The sequence below is a fragment of the Gemmatimonadota bacterium genome (genome assembly GCA_016719105.1).
Taxonomy (GTDB): domain Bacteria; phylum Gemmatimonadota; class Gemmatimonadetes; order Gemmatimonadales; family Gemmatimonadaceae; genus SCN-70-22.
The window spans coordinates 292,887-313,675 of sequence record JADKAQ010000003.1; the positions used below are offsets into that span (position 1 = coordinate 292,887).

General features: G+C 66.8%; 20 protein-coding genes, 4 tRNA genes and 2 rRNA genes. 25 read left to right on the top strand and 1 reads right to left on the bottom strand.

Translation table 11 applies throughout. The features are described from left to right. Position 1: 1 nt before the first annotated feature. The 9 genes from IPN47_08050 (at position 2) to IPN47_08090 (ending at position 8,842) form a co-directional block, all read left to right on the top strand. Entirely contained in the window at positions 2-934 is a 933-nt protein-coding gene (locus tag IPN47_08050) for a bifunctional riboflavin kinase/FAD synthetase (protein MBK9407992.1), read from the top strand. Positions 935-1,019: 85 nt separating this feature from the next. Then, positions 1,020-2,681, top strand: a complete 1,662-nt coding sequence (gene secD, locus IPN47_08055) for a protein translocase subunit SecD (protein MBK9407993.1) — start codon at positions 1,020-1,022, stop codon at positions 2,679-2,681. Continuing rightward, positions 2,681-3,715, top strand: coding sequence for a protein translocase subunit SecF (gene secF / locus IPN47_08060; GenBank protein ID MBK9407994.1), 1,035 nt, complete (start codon positions 2,681-2,683; stop codon positions 3,713-3,715). The genes secD and secF overlap by 1 nt, the downstream gene beginning before the upstream one ends. 54 nt (positions 3,716-3,769) lie before the next feature. After that, positions 3,770-4,561, top strand: a complete 792-nt coding sequence (locus tag IPN47_08065; GenBank protein ID MBK9407995.1) for a TatD family hydrolase — start codon at positions 3,770-3,772, stop codon at positions 4,559-4,561. 174 nt (positions 4,562-4,735) lie between these two features. Further along, complete coding sequence (locus IPN47_08070; protein MBK9407996.1) at positions 4,736-6,403, top strand: formate--tetrahydrofolate ligase; 1,668 nt, start codon at positions 4,736-4,738, stop codon at positions 6,401-6,403. A gap of 16 nt (positions 6,404-6,419) precedes the next feature. Further along, a complete protein-coding gene (locus tag IPN47_08075) occupies positions 6,420-6,803 on the top strand; it encodes a RidA family protein (GenBank protein ID MBK9407997.1) in 384 nt (127 codons plus the stop codon). Between the two features lie 94 nt (positions 6,804-6,897). After that, entirely contained in the window at positions 6,898-7,869 is a 972-nt protein-coding gene (gene selD / locus IPN47_08080) for a selenide, water dikinase SelD (GenBank protein ID MBK9407998.1), read from the top strand. 52 nt (positions 7,870-7,921) lie between these two features. Further along, a tRNA-Sec gene (locus IPN47_08085) sits at positions 7,922-8,018 on the top strand. 143 nt (positions 8,019-8,161) lie between these two features. Continuing rightward, complete coding sequence (locus IPN47_08090) at positions 8,162-8,842, top strand: hypothetical protein (protein MBK9407999.1); 681 nt, start codon at positions 8,162-8,164, stop codon at positions 8,840-8,842. 22 nt (positions 8,843-8,864) lie between these two features. Here IPN47_08090 and IPN47_08095 read toward each other — a convergent pair whose 3' ends face one another. Further along, positions 8,865-9,638, bottom strand: a complete 774-nt coding sequence (locus IPN47_08095) for a UDP-2,3-diacylglucosamine diphosphatase (GenBank protein MBK9408000.1) — start codon at positions 9,636-9,638, stop codon at positions 8,865-8,867. An 89-nt stretch (positions 9,639-9,727) separates the two neighbouring features. Between IPN47_08095 and IPN47_08100 the strand changes: the two genes are divergently transcribed. The 16 genes from IPN47_08100 to IPN47_08175 all read left to right on the top strand — a co-directional run. Next, positions 9,728-10,021: a BMC domain-containing protein gene (locus tag IPN47_08100; protein MBK9408001.1), complete on the top strand. Its 294-nt coding sequence runs from the start codon at positions 9,728-9,730 to the stop codon at positions 10,019-10,021. Continuing rightward, on the top strand, positions 10,008-10,484 hold the full coding sequence (locus IPN47_08105) for a BMC domain-containing protein (protein MBK9408002.1): 477 nt from the start codon (positions 10,008-10,010) through the stop codon (positions 10,482-10,484). The genes IPN47_08100 and IPN47_08105 overlap by 14 nt, the downstream gene beginning before the upstream one ends. A 13-nt stretch (positions 10,485-10,497) precedes the next feature. Next, positions 10,498-12,015 carry an aldehyde dehydrogenase family protein gene (locus tag IPN47_08110; protein ID MBK9408003.1) on the top strand — a complete coding sequence of 506 codons (1,518 nt, stop codon included), beginning with the start codon at positions 10,498-10,500 and terminating at the stop codon, positions 12,013-12,015. Then, the gene (locus IPN47_08115; GenBank protein MBK9408004.1) at positions 12,012-13,103 is read left to right on the top strand and encodes a hypothetical protein; all 1,092 of its coding nucleotides are present in this window, start codon (positions 12,012-12,014) and stop codon (positions 13,101-13,103) included. The genes IPN47_08110 and IPN47_08115 overlap by 4 nt, the downstream gene beginning before the upstream one ends. Then, on the top strand, positions 13,100-13,528 hold the full coding sequence (locus tag IPN47_08120) for an acyl-CoA thioesterase (GenBank protein ID MBK9408005.1): 429 nt from the start codon (positions 13,100-13,102) through the stop codon (positions 13,526-13,528). The genes IPN47_08115 and IPN47_08120 overlap by 4 nt, the downstream gene beginning before the upstream one ends. Before the next feature lie 53 nt (positions 13,529-13,581). Further along, positions 13,582-14,190 carry a hypothetical protein gene (locus IPN47_08125; protein ID MBK9408006.1) on the top strand — a complete coding sequence of 203 codons (609 nt, stop codon included), beginning with the start codon at positions 13,582-13,584 and terminating at the stop codon, positions 14,188-14,190. Then, complete coding sequence (locus IPN47_08130; protein ID MBK9408007.1) at positions 14,168-14,671, top strand: hypothetical protein; 504 nt, start codon at positions 14,168-14,170, stop codon at positions 14,669-14,671. The genes IPN47_08125 and IPN47_08130 overlap by 23 nt, the downstream gene beginning before the upstream one ends. After that, positions 14,668-15,018, top strand: coding sequence for a hypothetical protein (locus IPN47_08135; protein ID MBK9408008.1), 351 nt, complete (start codon positions 14,668-14,670; stop codon positions 15,016-15,018). The genes IPN47_08130 and IPN47_08135 overlap by 4 nt, the downstream gene beginning before the upstream one ends. Then, positions 15,019-15,510, top strand: a complete 492-nt coding sequence (gene rfaE2 / locus IPN47_08140) for a D-glycero-beta-D-manno-heptose 1-phosphate adenylyltransferase (protein ID MBK9408009.1) — start codon at positions 15,019-15,021, stop codon at positions 15,508-15,510. Further along, complete coding sequence (gene rph, locus IPN47_08145) at positions 15,482-16,216, top strand: ribonuclease PH (protein MBK9408010.1); 735 nt, start codon at positions 15,482-15,484, stop codon at positions 16,214-16,216. Before rfaE2 ends, rph begins: the two co-directional genes overlap by 29 nt. After that, positions 16,213-16,824, top strand: coding sequence for a non-canonical purine NTP pyrophosphatase (locus IPN47_08150; GenBank protein MBK9408011.1), 612 nt, complete (start codon positions 16,213-16,215; stop codon positions 16,822-16,824). Before rph ends, IPN47_08150 begins: the two co-directional genes overlap by 4 nt. A 37-nt stretch (positions 16,825-16,861) precedes the next feature. Then, positions 16,862-16,935: transfer RNA gene (locus IPN47_08155), tRNA-Pro, on the top strand. A gap of 37 nt (positions 16,936-16,972) precedes the next feature. Beyond that, positions 16,973-17,049: transfer RNA gene (locus tag IPN47_08160), tRNA-Arg, on the top strand. A 19-nt stretch (positions 17,050-17,068) separates the two neighbouring features. Continuing rightward, positions 17,069-17,141 (top strand) — tRNA-Lys (locus IPN47_08165). A 408-nt stretch (positions 17,142-17,549) separates the two neighbouring features. Beyond that, positions 17,550-19,073 (top strand): 16S ribosomal RNA (locus tag IPN47_08170). A gap of 294 nt (positions 19,074-19,367) precedes the next feature. Then, a 23S ribosomal RNA gene (locus IPN47_08175) occupies positions 19,368-20,789 on the top strand; the annotation flags it as partial.

A 20,789-nucleotide genomic window follows, 5' to 3' on the forward strand; every position in this document is an offset into this window, starting at 1 on the left:
CATGTCCATCCCCGACACCGCGCTCCCGCCGGACGTGCACGACACCGTGGTGACGGTGGGGACGTTCGACGGCGTGCACCGCGGGCACCAGGATGTTCTGGCTCACCTCGTGCGGCGCGCCGCCTCCCTCGGCACGCGATCGGTCCTCGTCACCTTTGAGCCGCACCCGCTCGAAGTGGTCAATCCGGCCGCCGCCCCATCGCTGCTCACCGTCGGCGATGAAAAGCTCGAGGTGCTCGCCGAGAGCGGCATCGACTATGTCGCGATCGTTCCGTTCACCCGAGCCCTGGCGGCCTTTGGCGCCGAGCAGTTCGTCGACGAGGTGCTGGTCGGCCGGTATCGCGTGCGGCACCTCCTCATGGGACACGACCACGGCTTCGGCCGGAATCGCGCGGGTGATGAGAGCGTCCTGCGGGCGCTCGGCGAGGCGCGCGGCTTCACGGTAGAGGCGGTCGACCCCGTGGTCGGGCCGCACGGCCAGCCTGTCTCCTCGACGGCGATCCGTCGGGCGGTGGCGGGGGGAGATCTGGAGCGTGCGCGGGACGGCCTCGGGCGGCACTACGCCGTCGGTGGTCGTGTGACGCGCGGCGAGCAGCGGGGTCGCTATCTCGGTTTTCCGACGATCAATATTCCGCTCCCGTCGCCGCGAAAACTCCTGCCGCCCCAAGGGGTATACGCGGTGCGCGTCCAGACGCCGCGCGGGGCCTTCGGCGGGATGCTCAACCTCGGCCCTCGTCCCACCTTTGGTGACGCCGGCGTGACACTGGAGGCGCATCTTTTCGACGCCGCCGGCGACTTTTACGGGATGCGCGTACGCGTCGACTTCCTGCGGCGACTGCGCGACACCGCTCGGTTCGAGACCCCCGAGGCGCTGGTCGAGCAACTGGCCAGGGACGAACGCGCGGCACGCGAGACGCTTGCGCTAACTTCGTGATACTCTCGCACTTCGGTTGACTCAGTGGTTTCGAAAGTCTAACCTTCCAAGCTTCCCGGACTTCAACCTTTTCCAGTTCCGCCGAATGTCGAATCTGAAGTACCGCGTGGCCCTGATCGTGGCGATGCTCGTCGCGTCGGTATGGGCGCTCTTCCCGCGGACGGTGGTGGAGCGCGTCAAGCGTGACGGCGTCTTCGCCTTTGACACGGTGCGCCGCGTCCCGCTCAAGCGTGGACTCGACCTGCAGGGGGGGATGCACCTCGCCCTCGAGGTCGACGAATCCAAGCAGGCGGTGGCCGACAAGAGCGATGCGCTTGATCGCGCGCTCAAGGTCGTCCGCACCCGCATCGACGAATTCGGCGTTTCCGAGCCGGTCGTACAAAAGGTCGGCAACGATCGCATCATCGTGGAGCTGCCGGGGATCGATGATCCCAAGCGCGCCGAAGATGTGGTGCAGAAGTCGGCCTTCCTCCAGTTCCAGATTACCGACGAGACACAGGCGCTCGACAAGGCGCTTCCGCGGCTCGACCAGATCATTCGCGAGCGCGGTGGCGTCGGCGCGACGGTCGCCGCTGGCGACACCACCAAGTCGACGCAGGTCGCGGCGCTTCCCAATCTGTTCGCAAAGGGCGACAGCGCGTCCAAGGGTGACTCGAGCAAGACCGACAGTGTGACGTCGGCCTTGAACCCGACCACCGGCGGCCCGCTCTCCAAGCTCGTGCAGGCCGGACAGTTCCCCGGCGAGTACATGGTGGCCGAGAAGGACGTGCGCACCGTCGAAGGGTACCTCGCGCTCCCAGGGGTTCAGGGGGCGCTTCCTCCGGGCAAGATGCTCCGCTGGTCGGGCGACACGCTGTCCATCGGCGCGCAGATCTTCCGTCCGCTCTATGTCGTGGACGCACGCCCGATCATCACGGGCGAGTACCTCCAGAATGCCAAGCCGAACAACACGCCCATCGAAGGGACGGTCGTCGAGTTCGAGCTCAACAACGAGGGGGGACGTCGCTTCCGCAGTGAGACCGGCAAGCACGTCGGCGACTACATGGCCATCGTCCTGGACGACAAGGTCATGGGGCGTCCACCGGTCATCCAGAGCGCCATCGGTACGCGCGGCCAGATCACCATGGGTGGCCGCGACCTGCAGGACGCGCAGGACCTTGCGCTGGTGCTGCGCGCTGGTTCGCTCCCGGTACCGCTCAAGATTGCCGAGGTGCGTCAGATCGGTGCGTCGTTAGGTCAGGACTCGATCTCCAAGGGCGGGCTGGCGATGGTCATCGCGGTCGGGCTCGTGATCGCGATCATGATCGGCTACTACCGCTTCTCCGGGATGCTCGCCGTCGCGGCGCTCGTCCTGTACGTCATCTTCACCATGGCGATCCTGGCCGGCTTCGGCGCGGTCCTCACGCTGCCTGGGCTCGCGGGCCTCGTCCTCACCGTCGGCATCGCGGTCGACGCGAACGTGCTGATCTTCGAGCGCATCCGTGAGGAGCTCGATCGCGGCAAGACGGTGCGCACCTCCATCGACGAGGGCTTCAAGCACGCCTGGAGCGCCATTCTCGACACGTCGGTCACGACGATCCTCGGCGGTGCAGTGCTCTACCAGTACGGCACCGGCCCGGTCAAGGGCTTCGCCGTCACCCTTATCGCCGGGATCACGGCTTCGCTCTTCTGCGCGGTGTTTGTCACGAAGACGTTCTACCTGATCTGGCTTGCCCGTTCCAAGAACGTCCAGACGCTGAGCATCTGATGATTCGCATCTTTCACAACACCAGCTTCGACTTCATCAAGTGGTGGCGTCAGGCCGCCATCGCCACGATCGCCTTCATGGTGCTCGGCCTCGCGTCGTTCGCATGGAGCGGAGGGGTGAACTACAGCATCGAGTTCACCGGCGGCACCCTGGTGCAGCTCGAGTTCACCCAGCCTCCGAACGTCGCCGAGCTCCGCTCCGCGATCGACGCCGTCGCCCCCGGATCCGAGATCACGCAGTACGGCACCAATCTCGAATACACGGTGCGCGCACGTGAAGAGCGGACCGAGGCCGAGGCGACGACCTCTGCCACCGAAGGGGTCGCGAAGAGCATCCGGGGGGCCCTCGATGCCAAGTACACGGCGACGGGCTACACCGTCAAGCGCGTGGAGTCGGTCGGCCCCAAGGTGGGCAGCGAGCTGCGGCGCGGCGCCATGATCGCCATGGCACTCGTTTCTCTGGTCACGCTGCTCTACCTCGCCTTCCGCTTCGAGTGGCGTTTCGGCGCGGCGGCCGTGCTGTCCACCGCGCACGACGTGCTCGTCACCTTCGCGTTCATCAAACTGTTCCAGATCGAGGTGTCGCTGGTCGTTGTCGGCGCCATCCTCACCCTGCTCGGCTATTCGGGGAACGACACGATCATCATCTTCGATCGCGTCCGTGAGAACCTGAAGAAGTCGCGCAAGGAACCGCTGTACGACACGCTCAACCGCTCGATCAACGAAACGCTGCCGCGGTCGATCCTGACGCACACCACGACGCTCGGCGCCACGCTGGCACTGCTGTTGTTCGCCGGTGAGGTGCTGCGCCCGTTCGCATGGGTCATGACCTTCGGCGTCTTCGTGGCGACCTTCTCGTCGATCTACGTGGCCGGACCGCTCCTGCTCTGGATCGAACGCAAGTTCCCGCGTGCGGTCACCGACAAGGCGCACGCCTCGGCGGCACAGGTCAAGGCAGAGTCCAAGGTCGAGGGCAAGCCCGAACGCCCGTCGCGCCCCGCCAGCCGGCCTACGCAACGCCCGGCCACCCGATAGCAGCCGACCGACCGCCGCGAGCCTCCATGCTCGCGGCGGTTCTTCGTTCGAGCCATGGCGCGATTCATCGACAGTCACGTCCATCTCGCCGACCCCGCCTTCGATGACGATCGCGACGACGTCATCGCGCGGGCACGCGTCACCGGCGCGTGCGCCCTCGTCTGCATCGGCGAATCGTTAGGTGCCGCCGAGCGCGCGGAACGCATCGCGGCCGCGCATCCGGGCTTCGTGTACTTCACGGCTGGCGTGCATCCGCATGATGCGGCCGCCTTTGATCCCCTCGCGGACCCGCCGCGTATCAAGGAGTTCATCGCGCGGGGCGCCGTCGCGGTGGGGGAGTGCGGACTCGATTACCACTACGATCACTCGCCTCGGGAGCTGCAGCGGCGCGCCTTCGCGCGGCAACTCGCTATCGCTGGTGAGACGGGACGCCCGGTTGTCGTCCACACGCGTGAAGCCGTCGACGACACCATGGCCATGGTGCGCGAGGCAGGGAGTGCCGGAATTTCCGGGGTGCTGCACTGCTTTGGCGGCCCGGCGACCCTGGCTGAGGTGGCGCTCGACGCCGGGTGGTACCTCTCGTTCAGCGGCGTCGTCACGTTCAAGAAGTGGAACGACGACGCCTTGCTGCGCATGGCGCCCGACGCCCGCGTACTGGTGGAGACCGATGCTCCCTATCTTGCCCCGGTGCCCCATCGCGGCAAGCGCAACGAGCCAGCGTATGCCTCGCTGACGCTGGCTCGCGTCGCTGAGGCGCGCGGAGTGAGCGCCGAGGCGCTCGGCGACATCGTGAGCGCCAACGCAGTTCGCTTCTTCGGTCTGGCGAGCGCGAGCGACACGCCGTAGAATCGCGGCGCGAGCGAGCCGTCGCTCACTTCGCGTCGCACACGTCGCACACGTCGAAGCGCGCGTGACGCCGCCGGCAGCGGCCGGCACCTTCGACATCAGGACAGTTGGACCGCGCACACCGCACCAGCTGTCACCCGAATCCCGTCTCCTGACTACGCTCGCATGACTGCGATTCCCACCGACATCGAGATCGCCCAAGGAGCCACGCTTCGTCCCATTGTCGACGTGGCGGCCGAACTCGACCTCACCCCCGACGATCTCGACCTCTACGGCAAGTACAAGGCGAAGATCCCGCTCGCCATCGCCGAACGACCGGCACGCGGACGGCTCGTCATCGTCACGGCGATCAACCCCACCGCTGCGGGCGAGGGGAAGACGACGACGTCGGTGGGGCTCGCGCAGGCGTTTCGGAGACTCGGCAAGCGCACCGCGCTGTGCATTCGCGAGCCCAGTCTCGGGCCGGTTTTCGGGGTGAAGGGAGGGGCGGCCGGCGGCGGCTATGCGCAGGTGCTGCCGATGGAGGACATCAACCTCCACTTCACCGGCGATTTCCACGCGATCTCGTCGGCGCACGCGCTGCTGTCGGCCATGCTCGACAACCACCTGCAGCAGGGGAACGCCCTCAACATCGACCCGCGCCGCATCACCTGGCCGCGCACGATCGACATGAACGACCGGGCGCTGCGACGTGCCGTCATCGGGCTCGGCGGTCCGGCGGAGGGGGTCGTGCGCGAGGAACGCTGGGTCATCATCCCCGCCAGCGAGATCATGGCAATCGTGGCGCTCTCCACGTCGTTTGCCGACCTCGAAGCCAGACTGGCGCGCATCATCGTGGCGTCAACCGCTGGCGCCGACCGCAAGCCCGTGCGTGCGGGCGACCTCAAGGCGTCGGGCGCCATGGCGATGCTGCTCAAGGATGCCATCCGACCGAACCTGGTGCAGACGCTCGAAGGCGGTCCTGCCTTCGTGCATGCGGGGCCATTCGGCAACATCGCCCACGGCTGCAATTCGATCCTCGCGACGCGCGCCGGGCTGGCGTTAGGCGACATCGTCGTCACCGAGGCGGGCTTCGGGTCCGACCTCGGTGCGGAGAAGTTCTTCGACATCAAGTGCCGCATGGGGGGGCTCAATCCCGAGGCCGCGGTACTCGTCGCCACCATCCGCGCGCTCAAGATGAATGGTGGCGCCGACAAGAAGGACCTGGCCCGCGAGGACCTCGGCGCGCTGGAGCGTGGCCTGCCCAACCTCGAGCATCACATCGCCAACGTGCAGCAGTTCGGCCTTCCGGTGGTGGTGGCGGTGAACCGCTTCGGGACGGACAGCGATGCCGAACTGGCGCTGGTCACCGAGTGCGCGCGCCGCGCCGGGGTGCGCGTCGCGCTCAACGAGGTCTTCGCGAAGGGGGGGGAAGGGGGAATCGCCCTCGCCCATGAGGTGCTCGCGATGCTCGAGGAGGGGAAGGCTCGCTTCGCTCCGATCTATGACGCGTCGCGCCCGATTCGCGAGAAGATCGAAACCGTCGCGCGTCGCGTGTACGGCGCCGAGGGAGTCGACTACTCGGCCAAGGCCGAGCGATCGATCGACTATCTCCAGTCGATCGGGATGGGCGAGACTCCCATCTGCATGGCCAAGACGCAATACTCCCTGACGGACGACGCAACGAAGCTGGGACGTCCGACGGGATTTCGCATTACGGTCAACGAGGTCTATCCTGCCGCCGGCGCCGGTTTTGTCGTGGCGCAGTGCGGAGACATCATGACGATGCCCGGCCTGCCGAAGGCCCCGGCGGCCGAACGTATGGCCGTTGGCCCTGACGGCGCTATCGCCGGGCTGTTCTAAACGGGAGGAACCAGAGGTGAGCGTGAACTATCTCCACACCGACAACGCCCCGGCCGCCATCGGCCCGTACTCGCAGGCGACGATCGCCGGCGGCTTCCTCTTCACCGCTGGGCAGATCCCGCTCGATCCGGTGACGATGAAGGTGATCGACGGTGACGTCGTCGCGCAGGCCGAACGGGTCCTCGCCAACCTGTCCGCCGTCCTGACCCAGGCCGGGTGTGGCTGGAGCGACGTGGTGCGCACGACCGTCTTCCTGCACGACATGGCCGACTTCCCGCGGGTGAACGAGGTCTACGCGAAGGCGTTAGGCGACGCGCGGCCCGCGCGCTCCACCGTACAGGTCTCCGCGCTCCCGCGCGGCGTGCTGATCGAGATCGACGCCATCGCCAAGGTGGAGTGAGCACTTCCTCCTGTCGCCGCGTCCGATGACCGACGATCGCGCCCGGATCTTCCGCCTGACGCACTTCGCCCGCTGCGCGGGTTGAGCCGCCAAGATGGGTCCGGGTGACCTCAGGCAAGCGTTGGCGGCGCTGACACCGGGTACCGACGCCCGACTCCTCATTGGTCACGAGACCTTTGATGATGCGGGGATCTTCCGGCTGTCCGACGACCTCGCACTCGTGCAGACCGTCGACTTCTTCGCACCCATCGTCGACGATCCGTACGACTTCGGACAGGTGGCGGCGGCGAATGCGCTGTCCGACGTCTATGCCATGGGTGGAGAACCGCTCACCGCGCTGTCGATCGTTGGATTTCCCACCGGCAAGCTGCCGTTGGAGGTCCTCTCGCAGATCCTGCGTGGTGCGCAGGACAAGGTGCACGAAGCGGGGGCCTCGCTCGTGGGCGGGCACACGGTTACCGACGACGAGGTCAAGTTTGGCCTCTCTGTGACCGGGCGTGTGCATCCCGATCGGATCCTCAGCAACGCGAACGCGCGGGTCGGCGATCGACTCGTGCTCACCAAGCCGATCGGGACCGGCCTGGTGGCCACGGCAGTCAAGCGGGGGAGCGCCACGGCCGGGCACGAGGCCGTGATGGTCGCGTCGATGAAACGCCTCAATCGCCTTGCATCCGAAGCGGCACAGCCCTGCGGTGCGCGCTGCGCGACCGACATCACCGGTTTCGGACTGCTGGGGCATGCCGCGCATCTCGCCCGCGCGAGCGCGGTCACGTTGCGGCTGGATGTCGCGGCGGTCCCCGTGCTCCCCGGTGCGCGCGAGGCGTGGGCGGCCGGGCTCCGGACCGGTGGTGCGGAGCGCAACGATGCCTTCCTCGACGCCGACGTGCACTGGGGCAGCGTCACCGCCGAGCAGCGCGCCCTGCTCGTCGATCCGCAGACGTCAGGTGGGCTCCTGGTGGCGGTCCCGGCCGACCGAGTGGCGGACTATCTTTCGCGCGTCGAAGGAAGCGTCATCGTGGGCGACGTGCTCCCGCGTGGGGAACACCTCATCACCCTCACGGGGTAGTATCGCGGGGGCCTGTCGCGCCTCGTCGACCTCACGTTGCGATCGGATCGAGGGGGGCGGATGGGGCCTGGTGGCTTCCGTCGTCTTCAAAACGGCTGTGACCTGACTGCGTCGGGTTTGGTGGGTTCGATTCCCACACGCTCCCGCCAACTCTTCTCGTGTGGGCTTCGCCTTGGTGCTGTCGCGCGTCCTCGCTTCTCCCGCTCTCGGTCTCGGTCGCGTGAATCGACACGGCCGCCGCCATGCAGGCATCGGACGCCCGTGTTCGGGACCGAGCAGCGCCGTCCGCCACGTGAGCGCGGTGGCGCTCCTGATGATGCTCGGGCTCGTTCCGTCGGTGGCCGAGACGCAGCAGGCCGATTCGGCGCGCGCCGGCGTGCGGCAGCGCCCGGATAGCGCCCGTCCCGCCGTGCCACCGCAGCCGACCGCCGCACGGCGACGCGCGCCGACGGTGCGCGATTCGCTGGCCGCCCCCGTCTCGCCCGGCAAGGCGTTCCTGCTCTCCCTCGCGCTCCCGGGGCTTGGCCAGTCACGCCTCAATCGCCCCACCGCGGGCGGCGTCTACTTCGCCACCGAAGCGGTCTGGCTCGCCATGCTCGGGAAGTCGGCCCACGATCTGCGCGTCGCCAAGGCGCATGCGCAGGATGTCATCGTGAACGAGTATTCGGTCGATCCAACCACCGGCGCGCCGCTCATCGTGAACGGCAAGTACGTCCCCAAGGACACGCTCCGCAGCAAGTACGCGGAGCCGGTGGGGGGCACCAGCGGCGCGGGGACGTCGCAGCAACAGCGCAGCCGCGTGAAGGCGCGTCGCCTCCACTTCGAGGATTGGATCGCGATGCTCGCCTTCAATCACCTCTTCTCGGCGGCCGACGCGTTCGTCTCCTCGCAGCTGTGGGACCTTCCCGCGCAGGTGGAAATGCGCGCGCTGCCCCGGGGCACGGGAATCGGCCTGACGATCCCGTTTCGTTAGGTCGATAGGAGCGCGTCGGCCGTTAGGCGCGGCGCGGTTCCCGGCGCAGCAGGTCCGACGACGGTCCGCTCAGCGAGATCCGGAACCGCCGAAGCTCCACACCGTCGTCGGTGATCCGCAGGAAAGTCGAGTCGCCCAGCCAGGTCCCGGCGTTGGCGTACACGCCACCCGATGCGGCCCGCTCGACCTCCGGCACGTGCGAATGTCCGAACACCAGCAGCTGCAGCCCCGGCTCCTGCTCCAGGTCCCGCATCGCCACCTTGTGCAGCCCGCTCCCCCCGTCCTTGGCGCGGTAGGTGCGGCTCGCGTGTGACGAGCCTAACGCGATACGCGCGGCAAGGTCGGGATGCAACCAGCGGAAGGCGCGGATCGCCAGGCCATTGCGCAACACGACGCGCAGCGCGCGGTACCTTCGGTCTTCGACGTCCCGCAGGCCGTCGCCGTGATCGATGCGCGTCACCCAGCCGGCGATCTCCCCGCGCCACGTGCCCAGCACGTACTGCACCCCCACGTCGTGCCGGAGCACCTCGCCCCCCCAGCAGTCGTGGTTCCCGGCGACCCACACGATCTCGACCCCGTCGTCGGCCAGGTCGGCCAAGGCGGCGAGTACGCGGTAACCGGCGCGGGGGATCACCCGCTTCCACTCGAACCAGAAGTCGAACAGGTCACCGTTGATGACCAGCGACTTGGCGTCCCGGCGAATGTCGCGCAGGAAGGCCAGGAGCAGCCGCTCGGCGTCGCGGTCGGCGACGCCGAGGTGGGCGTCCGAAATGACGTAGCACGGAGATGGGAGCACGCGCCGAGTATAGGCGGGTGTCGCTCCCTTTACAAAGGCTGGCGGAGCACGCATCTTCGCGCCGACTGCGACACCCAGAAGGGGGACGGATGGCACAAAGCGCGCTCGGACTCATCGAGACCAAGGGTCTCGTCGGGGCGATTGAAGCAGCCGATGCGATGGTGAAGGCCGCCAACGTGCGCCTCATCGGCAAGGAGAAGGTCGGCGGTGGATACGTCACCGTCTTCGTGCGGGGCGACGTCGGCGCCGTGAAGGCCGCCACCGACGCGGGCGCCGCCGCGGCAGAGCGCGTCGGCGAACTGGTCTCGGTGCACGTCATTCCGCGTCCCCACGCCGAACTCGAACTGATCCTCCCCCAGGGAGCGCTGGGTGACGCCGGCTGAACGCGGCTGGTCCCTTGATGCGCTCGGTCTCGTCGAGACGCGTGGTCTGGTAGGGGCCCTCGAGGCGGCAGATGCCGGAACCAAGGCGGCCGACGTACGGCTGCTCGGTACCGAACGCGCCGACGCCGGACTCGTCGTCGTGAAGTTCCTGGGCGAGGTCGCCGCAGTGAAGGCCGCGGTCGACGCTGCCGCCGCCGCCGCCCAGCGCGTGGGACAGTTGGTCGCCGTTCACGTCATTCCGCGCCCGCACGAAGACCTCGGCGTCGTCGCCGAGGACGACGAGGGGAGCGATGCTCCCCTTACGCGCGAACGGCTCGATCGGGAGCACCTCGAGCAGCTCAAGGTGGTCGAGCTGCGTTCGCTCGCGCGACGGTTGGACACCTTCCCGCTCAAGGGGCGCGACGTCGCGCGCGCCGGCCGCGATGAACTGCTCGCCGCCTTCCGCGCTCTGAACAACGCCTGAGCGCTCGGCTCCCATGGACGCCGACCTGCGCAGCATCCAGGAAGCGCGCGACCTCGTTGCCCGGGCAGCGCAGGCGCAACGTGCCTTCGCAACGGCCTCGCAGGAGCAGGTCGATCGCGTCGTCGGTGCGATGGCCGCCGCCGCGTCGCGCGCCGCCGAACCGCTCGCACGTCTGGCCGTCGACGAAACGCGCATGGGCGTCTACGAGCACAAGGTCATCAAGAACCGCTTCGCGTCGGATCTCCTTCTCGAGTACATCCTCCCGATGCGCACCGTCGGGGTGCTGCGAGAGGACCCCGTACGCCGCGTGCGCGAACTGGCCGTCCCCATGGGTGTCGTCGGGGCCATCGTGCCCACGACCAATCCGACGTCGACCGCCATCTACAAGGCGCTGATCTCGGTCAAGGCGCGCAACGCGATCGTGATGTCGCCGCACCCGCGCGCCGTTCGGTGTACCGTCGAGGCGGGGCGTCTTCTCGAGGAGGCGGCGTGCTCCGCAGGCGCACCGCCAGGGCTCGTGAACGTCATGACGACGCCGTCGCTCGAGGGGACCAACGCTCTCATGCGCCACCGCGACACCGCGGTCCTCCTTGCGACCGGTGGCTCGGACATGGTCAAGGCCGTCTACACCGCCGGCAAGCCCGCCTACGGCGTCGGTCCTGGCAATGTGCCGTCCATCATCGAGCGCACCGCCGATCTCGCCAAGGCCGTGGCCGACGTCGTTGACGGCAAGACGTTCGATGCCGGCGTGCTCTGCTCGTCGGAGAACTCGGTGGTGGTCGACGCCCCGGTCGCCGCGCGTGTGCGTGCGCTCTTCGTGGCCGAACGCGCCCACTTCTGCAGCGCCGGCGAGAAGCAGGCGCTCGAGCGATTCATGATCCCGCCCACGGGGAAGGGGATCAATCCCGACGTCGTGGGGCAGTCGCCCGTGGAGATCGCCCGGCGTGCCGGCTTCGAGGTGCCAGCGCACACAAAGCTCCTCATCGTCGAGCTCGCGCGCGTGGGACGGGAAGATCCGCTGTCTCGCGAGAAGCTCTGCCCGGTCCTCGGCTTCTTCGTGGAGGATGGGTGGGAGCGATGCTGCGAGCGCGCCATCGAGCTGCTGCGATACGGCGGCATCGGGCATTCGTTAGGCATCCACTCGCAGGATCGCACCGTCATCGAGCGATTCTTCCAGGAGAAGCCGGCCTACCGCATCATCGTGAACTCCAACACCGCCATCGGTGCCGTGGGCTACACGACGGGATTCGCCCCGGCGTTGACCTTGGGGCCCGGCTCGTGGGGTGGCAGCATCACGTCGGACAACATCACGCCCATGCACCTCCTCAACATCAAGCGCATGGGTGAGGAACTGCGCCCCTACCGCGACCCCCTCCGGGATCGCGATCGTCCGGCCAGCGCGTCCGCGCTTTCGCCGCTCCCGTCGCCGGCACGGGCGTCGGCCGTCGAGAGCTCGACGCGAGCCGCGGCCTTGGACGTCTCGCGCATCGTCGACGACTTCATGGCCACCTTCCGCGCCGGACGCGCATGACGCCTGACGAGCGCGAACGCCTCGCGGCCCTCATCGCCGCCGAGATCGAGCGATCGGTCGCGCCGGCGACACCAACAAACGCGGGTGCCACCTGGCTGCCGATTCCCGTGCGCCCCGAACCACCGCCGCCCGCGGGCGCCCCGCCTGACTGGAGCGGCGCGGCGCAGTCGTTAGGTGACCTCGCCCCGGTGCGACACCCCGTCCCATCGGCGCATCGCGCCGACGCGGCGGAGGCGACGGCGGCTGTACGAGCCGCCGCCGCGGGGCACGGGACGCGCCGGTCGGGGCGATCGGCCCCCTCGGCGACAACGCCACACAGGGAGGGCGGGGGACCACGCAGCGCGGCCACTCGACGACATCGCGCGGGACCGATCGACGTCCCCGTCGGGGTGTCGCGCCGCCACGTGCACCTGTCGGAAGCGCACGTGCGGGCGCTCTTCGGCGTCCCGACGCTCGAGGTCCTGCGTACGATCCGGCAGCCGGGACAGTTCGCGGCCCGGCAGCAGGTCGTGGTGGTGGGGCCCAAGGGACGTCTCGACGACGTCCGTGTCGTCGGTCCGGCGCGAGGCGAGACGCAGGTGGAACTCGCGCGAAGCGACGCCGCGCGGCTCGGGATCGATCCGCCGCTGGCGGCCAGTGGGTCCTTGGAAAAATCGTTAGGCGGCGTGACCCTGGTCGGCCCCCATGGCCGAGTCGAGCTGGCGCGCGGCGTGATCATCGCGGCTCGCCACCTGCATCTGGCCCCCGCCGATGCAGCGCGATGGGGAATGCAGGACGGTGACCGGCTGGAGATCCGTTGCGGAAGCGGGGCGCGCGCTGTCACCTGGCACGACGTCCTCGTGCGCGCCGGCGAGGCGCACGCCACCGAGTTCCACCTGGACGACGATGAGGCGCACGCCGCTGGCGTGGACAACGGCTGTACGGCTCGCATCGTCGGCTGGCAGGAGGCGCGTTCGGTTCGGCGCATCCTCGTGACCGAGCGCGAGCTGGTCGCGCGCGTACGACGCGGTGAGCCGATCCCGCACGATGCGCTCTTCACTCCCGGGGCGCGCGACCGCGCGCGCGCGCTGGGTCTCGACCTCCCATGACGACGACGCGACCGCACTTCGACGTCGAGTTTCGCGTGCGCTACGCCGAAACCGACCAGATGGGAGTGGTGTATCACTCCGAGTATCTCGTCTGGTGCGAGGTGGGTCGCACGGAGTACATCCGCGCGCTCGGCCTCCCCTATGCCGAGATGGAACGGCGCGGGGCGCTGTTGGCCGTCGCCGATGCCTCGCTGCGCTACCACGGATCCGCGCGGTACGACGACATGATTCGCGTCGAGACCACGGTGACGGAGGTTCGGTCGCGCGCCGTCGTCTTCGAATACCTCATCCGACACTTGCCCTCCGGCACTCGACTTGTGACCGCTCGCACCATGCTGGTCTCCCTCGATCGCAACGCTCGTCCGGCCCCCCTTCCGGCCGAGGTGCGCGAGTTGCTCGAGCGAGCGATGCGCAGCGGCGTCTGATGGTCAGGGCGGCGGCGTCCAGGACGGGCGATGCGATCCGGCGGCGCCTCACCGTGCTCCTCGCACTCGCCGCGGTGTCGGTCGGCTGTGCGCCGAGGGCGCGCCCCCTGACCGGGATCCCCTTTCCACAGCGACTGCCCGAGACCACGCTCCCCCCGGGGCACACACGCCTCGTCTTCCGCTGGGAATACGGCGATCCGATCTTCTCCGCGCGGGGTGAGGGGGTCGCGCGGATCGCCCCGCCCGACTCGGTTCGTCTCGACTTCTTCGCCGATGGGAACCTCGGCGGTGGCTTCGCCATCTTGATCGGCGATCGCCTCACCACCCCGGCAAACGACGAGGCCGTGCGCTATCTTCCTCCCGTCCCGCTTCTCTGGGCAGCGCTCGGTCGATTGCGGGTCGTTGGCGTCGACACCGTGGCTCTCGTCGCCGGCGACACGTTGCGCGCCGACATCGGGCGCTCACCTGTTTGGCGCGCGGCCTTCAGCGGGACGTCGCTTGTCTCGCTGCAGCGGCTCGACGGCAATCGCCTGCGTGAGGCGGTGCAACGCGACTCGGCCGTGATCAGCTATCGAAACTTCGGCTCCCGCCGACGCCTCACGCTCACCCTCCTTCGACGTCTCGTCGATCCGCCGTTCGATGAAGCGATCTGGCATCGTTAGCCTCCTGCTCGCCCTCACCCTCGGGCTCAATGGGTGCCTCTACTCCCTCTCCGGCGGGGGAGGGCTCCCCAAGCACGTGCGCACGGTGGCCGTCATCCCGTTCGAGAACGAGACGGCCAACCCGGAACTGACCGGCGAGCTGCATCAGGAGCTGCGCAAGGCCATGAGCGATCGACTGGGCCTTCGCGACGCGGTCGAGTCGAAAGCCAACGCCATCGTGCAGGGGAAGATCACGACCTTCGAGGCCGACGTGCCGGTCTCGTTCTCCGCCGACCCCACGCGCGCGACTTCGGCACGCCGGCGGTTGCAGCTGCGCGTCGACGTCAAGATCGTCGACCAGACCACCGGCCGGATTCTCTACGAGCGCACGGGCGTCAGCGCAGAGGGCGAGTACGCCGAGCGTGAGGAGGCCGCCGGGCGCAAGCAAGCCATCCAGCGCATCGTGAACGAGATCATCGAGGGAGCGCAGTCGCAGTGGTGAGCGCGCGCCGTGGGGCGGGGAAGCTTGGGTGCCTCTTCTCGCTGCTCATCGCGGTGACGGTGGCCTACTTTGCGGTCAACATCGGCGAAGTCTACTGGCACTTCTACCAGTTCGAGGACGCCATGCAGCAGCAGGTCCGCTTCGCCGCGTCGCGGACCAACGACACCATCGTGCGGCACCTCCGAGCGAAGGCCGATTCACTCGGACTCCCGGAGGACGCCGGGCGGGTGCGCGTGCGTCGCGGGCGGCGCGAGATCACGATCTGGGCGGAGTATACCGAACACGTTGAACTCCCCCTGTTCGTTCGGGAACTCCACTTCACGCCGCGAGCCGACGGCGCACTGTGAGTGATTTCGACCCTACCCGCCGGATCCTCACCACGGCGCAGGCGCAGGAGTGGCGCGCCGCCCCCCGGTCGTGTCGCCTTCACCAACGGCGTCTTCGACCTCCTGCACCCCGGGCACGTCGACGTGCTGCGCGCGGCGCGGGAGCAGGGGGATGCGTTGATCGTTGGGCTCAATAGTGACGCCTCCGTCCGACGACTCAAGGGGCCTGAGCGACCCGTGCGTACCGAGGCCGAGCGTGCCTATGTACTCGCCGCCCTGCGTTGCGTGGATGTCGTCACCGTCTTCGACGAGGACACGCCGCTCGAACTCGTACGCGCCATCCTCCCTGACGTCATTGTGAAGGGGGGCGACTATACCGAAGACACGGTCGTCGGCGCGCGCGAGGTTCGCGCACGCGGTGGCGACGTCGTCATCGTCCCGCTGACTCCTGGCCAGTCCACGACTTCCATCATCGAGAAACTGCGTGCCCAACGACACTCCGCCCCGACGTGACCGTGCGGCGAGCGCCCTGCGCCCCGTCTCCCTCGAGCGCGGCGCCGTGCGCAGCGCCGAAGGCTCCTGCCTCGTCGCCTTCGGCAATACGCGCGTGCTGTGCGCCGTCACGGTCGAGGATTCCGTCCCCGGGTGGCGGAAGGGGAGCGGGCAGGGGTGGATGACCGCTGAATACGCGATGCTCCCGCGTGCCACGAATACCAGGACGCCGCGCGAGCGCGCGCAGCTCGGAGGGCGCACGCAGGAAATCCAGCGACTCATCGGGCGGAGCATCCGCGCCATGATCGACGACTTCTCGTTCGGCGAGTTCACGCTGCGCGTCGATTGCGACGTCCTCGATGCCGATGGCGGAACGCGCACGGCCGCGATCACCGGGGCGAGCGTGGCGGCGATGGACGCGTTCGGATGGATGGTCGAGACTGGGCGCATCAAGGCGTCGCCGGTTCGGCGCCGTGTTGCGGCGGTGAGCGTGGGCCTGATCGCCGGCGAGCCGCGCCTCGACCTGGAATACGTCGAGGACGTCCGGGCCGACGTCGACATGAACGTCGTGATGACGAGCGAGGGCCGCTTCGTGGAGGTGCAGGGCACCGGCGAACATGCCGCCTTCGATCGGGCGGAACTGGATCTGCTGGTCTCGCTGGCGGCCGACGGCATTCGCCAGTTGGATGCGTTGCAGCTCTCGGTGTTGGCGGCGCCGAAGGCGTGACCCGCCTGTTGGTGGCGACGCGCAGCCTGGGCAAACTGCGCGAACTGCTCCCGATGCTCCGGGCCGCCGGGTATACGCCGATCGACCTCGAGACCGCCGGGATCGCCGAGGCCCCCGTTGAGGACGCCATTGAGGCCCATGACACGTTCGAGGCCAACGCCCTCGCGAAGGCCCGTCACTTTCACGCGATCAGTGGCCTCCCGACGTTGGCCGATGATTCGGGATTGTGCGTGGATGCGTTAGGCGGTCGCCCAGGCGTGCGGAGCAAGCGGTGGTCCGGGCGCTCGGACCTGTCCGGGCAGCCGCTCGATGATGCGAACAACACGATGCTGCAGGAGGCGCTGACGCCGGGGCTTGCGCGCGGGGCCGGATATGTCTGTGCGGCGGCGTTCGTGGATGGGGAGGGGGAGTTGGTGCGTCGAGGGGAGACGCGTGGCGAGATCGTGCACGTCGCGCAGGGGAGCGGTGGCTTCGGGTACGATCCGTTCTTTCGGTCCGACGAGCTGGGGCGCACCTTTGCGGAGGTGTCTCGAGAGGAGAAGGCGACGGTGAGCCATCGCGCGCGCGCGGTGCGGGGAATTCTCGAGGCACTGGAGTCCAGACGTTGACATTGGGCCGCGCTCGGCTACAATTCCGTCTCCCCAGCGGGGCGTAGCGTAGCCCGGTATCGCGCCTGCTTTGGGAGCAGGAGGTCGCCGGTTCGAATCCGGCCGCCCCGACTTTCGCAGGGTAACCGACCGACTGTGGTCGGTCGAAGCGCCAGTAGCTCAGTTGGATAGAGCGGCAGCCTTCTAAGCTGTAGGTCGGGGGTTCGATTCCCTCCTGGCGCACCAGTTGTGCGATCCGTTTGTCGCTCCGTTAGCTCAATTGGCAGAGCAAGCGACTCTTAATCGCTAGGTTGATGGTTCAAGTCCATCACGGAGCATGACGAAGGCGGGCTGCCCAAACGGGTGGCCCGTTTTCTTTGGGGGTGTGGTGAGTGTGGTAGCGTCGAAGAGCTGTGCGCTCCCACTTGCGTGAGAGGAAGCAAGCGTGTATTAATTCTGTCTCCCCCGGAAACAGCCTACCCAAACGGGTGGGGATGCGGATGGGAGGGGAAGATAGGGAAGGGCCTTGACGAAGCGAGCACGACGAGGTACTCTTCAAGGCTGTCGCAAACGCGACAACGAAATGCTGATTGAAAATCGAGTTGAGCGTGAAGTGTGCGAGGCGGACTCGTTGATCCGAAGCTCTTCAGGGCTTCGGTGAGAGTTTACTGAAGTACATAACGTGATTCGGACGGTTGCTGCGCTTCGGCGCGGCAATGCGAATGATAGAGCTATCGAATTGAATTCTCTTGGAGAGTTTGATCCTGGCTCAGGACGAACGCTGGCGGCGTGCTTAACACATGCAAGTCACGGGGGGCCCGCAAGGGTCAACCGGCGAACGGGTGCGTAACACGTGAGCGACCTGCCCAATTGCGGGGGATAGCCGGCCCAACGGCCGGGTAATACCGCATACGCTTCCCTGGGGGCATTCTTGGGGAAGGAAACCTGCAGGGCGATTGGAGGCTCGCGGCCTATCAGCTAGTTGGCGAGGTAACGGCTCACCAAGGCGATGACGGGTAGCTGGTCTGAGAGGATGGCCAGCCACATTGGGACTGAGAGACGGCCCAGACTCCTACGGGAGGCAGCAGTGGGGAATCTTGCGCAATGGCCGAAAGGCTGACGCAGCGACGCCGCGTGGAGGATGACGCCCTTCGGGGGTGTAAACTCCTGTTGCCCGGGACGAATGCCTGTTTTGACAGGAGTGACGGTACCGGGTGAGGAAGCACCGGCTAACTCTGTGCCAGCAGCCGCGGTAATACAGAGGGTGCGAGCGTTGTCCGGAATCACTGGGCGTAAAGGGCGCGTAGGCGGTCGGGTAAGCGTGTGGTGAAAGTCCGGGGCTCAACCCCGGATCGGCCATGCGAACTGCCCGGCTGGAGCACGGTAGAGGCACATGGAATTCCGGGTGTGAGCGGTGGAATGCGTAGAGATCCGGGAAGAACACCGGTGGCGAAGGCGGTGTGCTGGGCCGTAGCTGACGCTGAGGAGCGACAGCGTGGGGAGCAAACAGGATTAGATACCCTGGTAGTCCACGCCGTAAACGATGGGCACTAGGTCCTTGGAAGCGACCCCGTGAGGGCCAGCGCTAACGCATTAAGTATCCCGCCTGGGGAGTACGGCCGCAAGGCTGAAACTCAAAGGAATTGACGGGGGCCCGCACAAGCGGTGGAGCATGTGGTTTAATTCGACGCAACGCGAAGAACCTTACCCAGGCTTGACTATGGCCGGGAAAGCCAGGGGAAACCTTGGCCCCTCTTCGGAGTCCGGTCACAGGTGCTGCATGGCTGTCGTCAGCTCGTGTCGTGAGATGTTGGGTTAAGTCCCGCAACGAGCGCAACCCTTGTCACTAGTTACCAGCGGGTAAAGCCAGGCACTCTAGTAAGACTGCCGGTGCCAAACCGGAGGAAGGTGGGGACGACGTCAAGTCATCATGGTCCTTACGTCTAGGGCTACACGCGCTACAATGGGCGGGACAACGGGTTGCGAAGCCGCAAGGTGGAGCCAATCCCACAAACCCGTCCTCAGTTCGGATTGTCGTCTGCAACTCGACGGCATGAAGCTGGAATCGCTAGTAATCGCGGATCAGCTACGCCGCGGTGAATACGTTCCCGGGCCTTGTACACACCGCCCGTCACGCCATGGAAGCGGCGAGTGCCCGAAGTCCGTGCCGGAACCCTCACGGGACCAAGCGGCCGAAGGCAAGCGTCGTGACTGGGGCGAAGTCGTAACAAAGGTAGCCGTAGGGAACCTGCGGCTGGATCACCTCCTCTTAACGGAGCCTCACGAGTAGACCCAGCGCGGCACCGCTCGATCGAACGTCGCTCTCGTAGTCGCACGTCTCGTCACCTTACGCTCAACTCGATTCTCTCATACGCCTGGCGCTCCTGCGCCAGGCTTGCTGATTGACAACGGATGGTTGTGTGATCGTGGGACAAATGCATGGTCCAGCTGCAAAGCTGGTCCATCGGATTTGGATCTCACTAGTGACACAATTCGCATAGCAAGACAGTGAATTGTTTCACTCGTGCATAGTAGATCGCGCGTGCTCTGCTTGACGAAGAATGGGTCAAGCGAGCGAAAGCATGTGGGGGATGCCTGGGCACACAGAGGCGATGAAGGCCGTGGTAAGCTGCGATAAGCTCGGGGGAGTGGCACACACGCGGTGATCCCGAGATGGCCGAATGGGGCAACCCGGCGGACCGTGAGGTCCGTCATCACCGGCAACGGTGAAGCGAACGCTGGGAACTGAAACATCTAAGTACCGGCAGGAAGAGAAATCAAACGAGATGCCCGGAGTAGCGGCGAGCGAAAGGGGCAGAGCCTAAACCGATCTCCTTGTGGGATCGGGGTTGTAGGACCCACGGACGGAGCCAGTTAACGAGTCGAAGTCCCCTGGAACGGGGCGCCGCAGACGGTGACAGCCCGGTAGACGAAGAGCGCTGGCCCAGTGGAGTTCCTGAGTAACGCCCGACTCGTGGAAGCGGGCGTGAAGCTGGGGACCACCCTCCAAGGCTAAAGACTCCTGTGTGACCGATAGTGGACGAGTACCGTGAGGGGACAGGTGAAAAGCACCCTGGGCGGGGAGTGAAAGAGATCCTGAAACCACATGCTTACAAGCGGTAGGAGGCGGGCTGGGGGCAACCCTGGTCACTGCTGACTGCGTGCCTTTTGCATTATGATCCGGCGAGTTACTCCTCAGGAGCGAGGCTAAGCGGCTCAGCCGCGGAGTCGGAGCGAAAGCGAGTCCTGCAACGAGGGCGTCGAGTTCCTGGGGGTAGACCCGAAGCCAGGGCGATCTACCCATGAGCAGGGTGAAGCTGAGGTAACACTTAGTGGAGGCCCGCACCGGTATGGGTTGAAAACCGTTCGGATGACTTGTGGGTAGGGGTGAAAGGCCAATCAAGCCTGGAGATAGCTGGTTCTCCCGAAATCTATTGAGGTAGAGCCTCGAGGCGTGTAAGCAGGGGGTAGAGCGACTGGATGGGCGCGGGCTGGCGAAGCTGGTACCAACCCAACCAAACTCCGAATACCTGTTTTATGGACCTCGGGAGGCAGTCGCTGAGCGATAATGTCCAGCGGCGAGAGGGAAAAGAACCCAGAGCCACAGCTAAGGTCCCAGAGTGGCCGCTGAGTATAGCGAAGGATGTGTCCCTGCCGTGACAACTGGGAGGTTGGCTTAGAAGCAGCCATTCCTTGAAAGAGTGCGTAATAGCTCACCAGTCCAGCGGGGATGCGCCGAGAATGGTCGGGATTAAGCGGCCCAACGAAGCTTGGCCTTCATGCATTGCATGAGGGTAGGGGAGCGTTCCGCGTGCAGTGAAGGGGCGGTGGAAACCAAGCCCTGGAGCGAGCGGAAGTGAGGATGCCGGAATGAGTACGCGCAAACGAGTGAAAACCTCTCGCACCGTAAGCCCAAGGGTTCCTGCGCCATGGCAATCAGCGCAGGGTGAGGCGGGTCTAAGTCGAGGCCCCAGAGGCGTAGACGA